The 4,330-nt window shown below is 65.4% G+C and carries 5 protein-coding genes; 4 read left to right on the forward strand and 1 reads right to left on the reverse strand.

From position 1 onward, the window contains the following. From Q0627_RS04625 to Q0627_RS04635, 3 genes are all read left to right on the forward strand, one after another. On the forward strand, positions 1 to 753 hold a 753-nt coding region (locus tag Q0627_RS04625; RefSeq protein ID WP_298807985.1), incomplete at its 5' end, for a carbohydrate ABC transporter permease. Between the two features lie 3 nt (positions 754 to 756). Further along, positions 757 to 1,587 carry a carbohydrate ABC transporter permease gene (locus Q0627_RS04630; RefSeq protein ID WP_213248319.1) on the forward strand — a complete coding sequence of 277 codons (831 nt, stop codon included), beginning with the start codon at positions 757 to 759 and terminating at the stop codon, positions 1,585 to 1,587. Between the two features lie 4 nt (positions 1,588 to 1,591). Continuing rightward, positions 1,592 to 2,731, forward strand: coding sequence for an ABC transporter ATP-binding protein (locus tag Q0627_RS04635; RefSeq protein WP_298808007.1), 1,140 nt, complete (start codon positions 1,592 to 1,594; stop codon positions 2,729 to 2,731). Between the two features lie 26 nt (positions 2,732 to 2,757). Here the strand turns inward: Q0627_RS04635 and Q0627_RS04640 are convergent, their stop codons facing one another. Beyond that, positions 2,758 to 3,615, reverse strand: a complete 858-nt coding sequence (locus tag Q0627_RS04640) for a chromosome partitioning protein ParB (protein WP_298808009.1) — start codon at positions 3,613 to 3,615, stop codon at positions 2,758 to 2,760. Between the two features lie 32 nt (positions 3,616 to 3,647). Here Q0627_RS04640 and Q0627_RS04645 point away from each other — a divergent pair, with 32 nt between their 5' ends. Then, positions 3,648 to 4,223, forward strand: a complete 576-nt coding sequence (locus tag Q0627_RS04645; protein ID WP_298808011.1) for a suppressor of fused domain protein — start codon at positions 3,648 to 3,650, stop codon at positions 4,221 to 4,223. Positions 4,224 to 4,330 lie beyond the last annotated feature (107 nt).

Consider the following 4,330-nt stretch of genomic DNA (forward strand, 5'->3'; position numbering starts at 1 on the left):
CTGTCGGCGCCGGGTGAGCGCAGCTTCGTCTGGTTCAGCAACTTCTCCACCGTGCTCTCGGACGGGTACTGGTGGACGGCGTTCGGTGTGACGATGTTCATCACGGTCGTCTCGGTGGTCATCGAGCTGGTGCTCGGTATGGCCATAGCGCTGGTGATGCACCGCACCATCTTCGGCAAGGGCGTGATCCGCACCGTGGTGCTCATCCCGTACGGGATCGTCACCGTGGCCGCGGCATTCTCCTGGTACTATGCGTGGACCCCGGGCACCGGCTATCTGGCCAACCTGTTGCCCGACGGCAGCGCACCGCTCACCCAGCAGTGGCCGTCGTTGTTCATCATCATCCTCGCCGAGGTGTGGAAGACCACCCCGTTCATGGCGCTGCTGTTGTTGGCCGGATTGGCGCTGGTTCCCGACGACCTGCTCAAGGCGGCTCAGGTCGACGGCGCCGGTGCGTGGACGAGGTTGGTGCGCATCATCATCCCGTTGATGAAGCCGGCCATCCTCACCGCCCTGCTGTTCCGCACCCTCGACGCGTTCCGGGTGTTCGACAACATCTACGTGCTCACCAAGGGCTCCAACAACACCTATTCGGTGTCGATGCTGGGCTACGACAACCTGTTCAAGGCATTCAATCTCGGTGTGGGATCGGCGATCAGCATCCTGATCTTCCTATGCGTCGCGATCATCGCATTCGTGTTCGTCAAGGGCTTCGGCACGGCGGCACCCGGCTCTGACAACGAGGGGCGGTAGGGCATGAACAACACCGGATCGAAGAAGGCGTGGTGGAGCGTCGCCAACCTGCTGGTGGTGCTCTACGCGATTATCCCGCTGCTGTGGATCGTATCGTTGTCGTTCAAACCGCCGGGCACCGTCAAGGACGGCAGTTTCATACCCAAGGAATGGACTTTCGACAACTACAAGGACATCTTCGACGCGGGTGACTTCACCGCGGCGCTGCGCAACTCGATCGGCATCGGCCTGATCACCACGTTCATCGCGGTGCTGCTGGGCACGATGGCCGCCTACGCGGTGGCCCGGCTCGATTTCCCCGGCAAGAAGCTGCTGATCGGGGCGGCGCTGCTGATCGCGATGTTCCCGCAGGTGTCGCTGGTGACGCCGATGTTCAACATCGAACGTGCCATCGGCCTGTTCGACACCTGGCCGGGCCTGATCCTGCCGTACATCACGTTCGCGTTGCCGCTGGCGATCTACACGCTGTCCTCGTTCTTCCGGGAGATTCCGTGGGAGCTGGAGAAGGCGGCGAAGATGGACGGCGCCACCCCGTTTCAGGCGTTCACCAAGGTCATCGCGCCGCTGGCCGCGCCGGGCGTGGTCACCGCGGCCATCCTGGTGTTCATCTTCGCCTGGAACGATCTGCTCCTGGCCCTGTCGCTGACCTCCACCAACCGCGCAATCACCGCGCCGGTGGCGATCGCCAACTTCACCGGTTCGTCGCAGTTCGAGGAACCGACGGGATCGATCGCGGCCGCGGCCGTCGTCATCACCATCCCGATCATCATCTTTGTGCTCTTCTTCCAACGTCGTATCGTCGCCGGTCTGACCTCCGGCGCGGTGAAGGGATAGCTCCATGGCCGACATCGTTCTGGACAAAGTCTCCAAGAAGTACCCCGACGGCTCCACCGCCGTGCACGAGGTGAACATCGACATCGCCGACGGCGAGTTCATCATCCTGGTCGGCCCGTCGGGCTGCGGAAAGTCGACCACTCTCAACATGATCGCCGGGCTGGAAGACATCACCTCCGGCGAGCTGCGGATCGGCGGGGAGCGGGTCAACGAACGCGCCCCCAAGGACCGCGACATCGCGATGGTGTTCCAGAGCTACGCGCTGTATCCGCACATGTCGGTGCGGCAGAACATCGCGTTCCCGCTCACGCTGGCCAAGCTCGACAAGGACACGATCAACAAGAAGGTGGAGGAGGCCGCACGCATTCTCGACCTGACCTCGTATCTGGATCGCAAGCCGGCGAACCTGTCCGGTGGTCAGCGGCAACGCGTGGCGATGGGCCGGGCAATCGTGCGCTCGCCCAAGGCATTCCTGATGGACGAGCCGCTGTCGAACCTCGACGCCAAGCTGCGCGTGCAGATGCGCACCGAGATCTCCCAGTTACAGCGCCGCCTGGGCACCACCACCGTGTACGTGACGCACGACCAGACCGAGGCGATGACCCTCGGTGATCGGGTGGTGGTGTTGCGCGGTGGCTATGTGCAGCAGATCGGGTCGCCGCAGGAGTTGTACAACAATCCGGTGAATCTGTTCGTCGCCGGTTTCATCGGCTCGCCGTCGATGAACTTCATCCCCGGCCGGCTCGGTGCCGATGCCATCGACACGCCCATCGGCAAGGTCACGCTGCCCGACCACAATCAGGTCGTGGCGGGTGCGAAGGGCGATGGCGACGTGCTGATCGGTATCCGCCCGGAGAACCTGGAGGACGCCGCGCTCATCGACTCCGAGACCCGATCTGCCGGAGGAACTTTCACCGCCGACATCGGCGTGCTGGAATCGATGGGTTCGGACAAGTACGCCTATTTCGATCTCGATCACCAGGGCGCCTCCCACGCCGACGCCGCGTCGGTGGGTGCCGGCCAGTTCGTCGCCCGGCTCTCCCCGGAATCGCAGGCCACCCGCGGCAGCCGCACCGAACTGTTCTACGACACCCGCAAGGTCGCGGTCTTCGACCAGTCCTCGGGAGCCAATCTCCGCCTGTAGCAACCGATATCGACGCTACGGGCACCTCAGCGCCGGTAGCGGCGGGCGGCGTCGGAGAGTTGCTCGAACACCGCGTCGTCCCAGATGTGTCTGCGGAACAGGCGGTAGCGTTCGCCGGCGAGCCACAGGTAGAGTTCGGCGTCGCTGTCGATGTCGGCCCGGATTCCGGCGCGCCGTGCCATGCGCACGACGGGCAGGAATTCCTCACCGAACCACCGCCGGGCCACCTCGGGGCGGGAGAGAAAATCGCCGATCTCCTGGGTGAGTCGAAACCCCCACGCCTCCACGGCTTCTGCGAGTTGGGCGTAGTGCGGCGGGTCGGTGAGGCGGACGGCGTCGGCCTGACCATCGGCGAGCGGCACCCGGGACAGGAACAGCCGTCGGTGGTCCTTGAGAATCAGGTCCGACGGCGCATTGATGCCGTCGGGAGAGATACGGGTGCGGATTTCGGTGACGTAGGCGTCGATCACCGGTTCGTGCCGGGCGATCGCGATGGACACCCGGTGGTGTCCGTCGATGACGAAATGCATGCTGCCCACCCGGTACAGCTCGACCGGCGGCATCGACTCACCACGCCGTTGCGCGGTCGCCAGCCGTTCCCAGCGCGCCCGCACATGCGACGACGTGGGCCGGAAGTTGCGGTCGAAATCCCTGGTGCGGTCGACACTTCCGACGATGCTGCGGACCTGCACCTGCTGCAGCCCCAGCGGCGATTCGCCGGTGCGGCCGAGAGCGGCCACCACCTCCTCGAACGGCAGGATCTCGTTGATATCGGCGGGCTGGCGGCGCATCCAGTGCACCAGGCGCGAGAGCTCGGCCTGCCGGCGCATCCTGCTGAAGTCGTTCCCGGCGTCGGCGGCGGGGAATCCGGTATCTCGCGCCACCCGGTCAGCGTAGCGAGCGATACGGTGGTCGGGTGAGCACATCAGTGGGTGAGGTGGTGACGGCATTCGCGACCGAACGGTTGGGCGCGCAGCCGCAGAAGGCGTCGGTGACGTTTCTGGGGGTCGAACCGATCGAGGTGCTGCGCTATGCCGTCGGCTCGGAGCTGGTGTATCTGACCTGCGGATGTGCGCGGCATCCGATGAGCGACCCGTCCGACTTCAATCCCGATCCGGTGCGCGGTCCGCGTGCGGAGATCGTGGTGCGGATGCACGCCGGCCACGCCCTGCCGGGCCTGCACAAACGGCTCGCGACGATCGCCGCGGCACCGGCCGTCGAGGGTCTGATCCTGGCCGCCGACGCACTGATCGACCTCGGTGAACCGGTGTGGGACGGATCGTCGTGCACCGCACTCGTCCTGGAGCCCGACGACCTCGGCGAGGTGAGGCTACTCGAGCCGATGGATCCGGTGACACTGCTGAGGGCCGTCCCGATCACCGCCAACGAGGCGGCATGGGTACGGCTCAAAGGTGTCGACGCCCTGCGCGAGGCTTGGGCGGAGGCCGCTATCGACGTGGCCTCGGTGACCCGTTCGGCAGCCAGTCTCTGACGGTCGCCCCCTTGATCCCTGAGGCCGAAGCGACAACGGCGCGGTCCACCTTCTTGATCCCTGAGGCCGAAGCGACAACGGCGCGGTCCACCTTCTTGATCCCTGAG

The sequence above is a fragment of the uncultured Gordonia sp. genome, from assembly GCF_937858515.1.
GTDB lineage: Bacteria > Actinomycetota > Actinomycetes > Mycobacteriales > Mycobacteriaceae > Gordonia.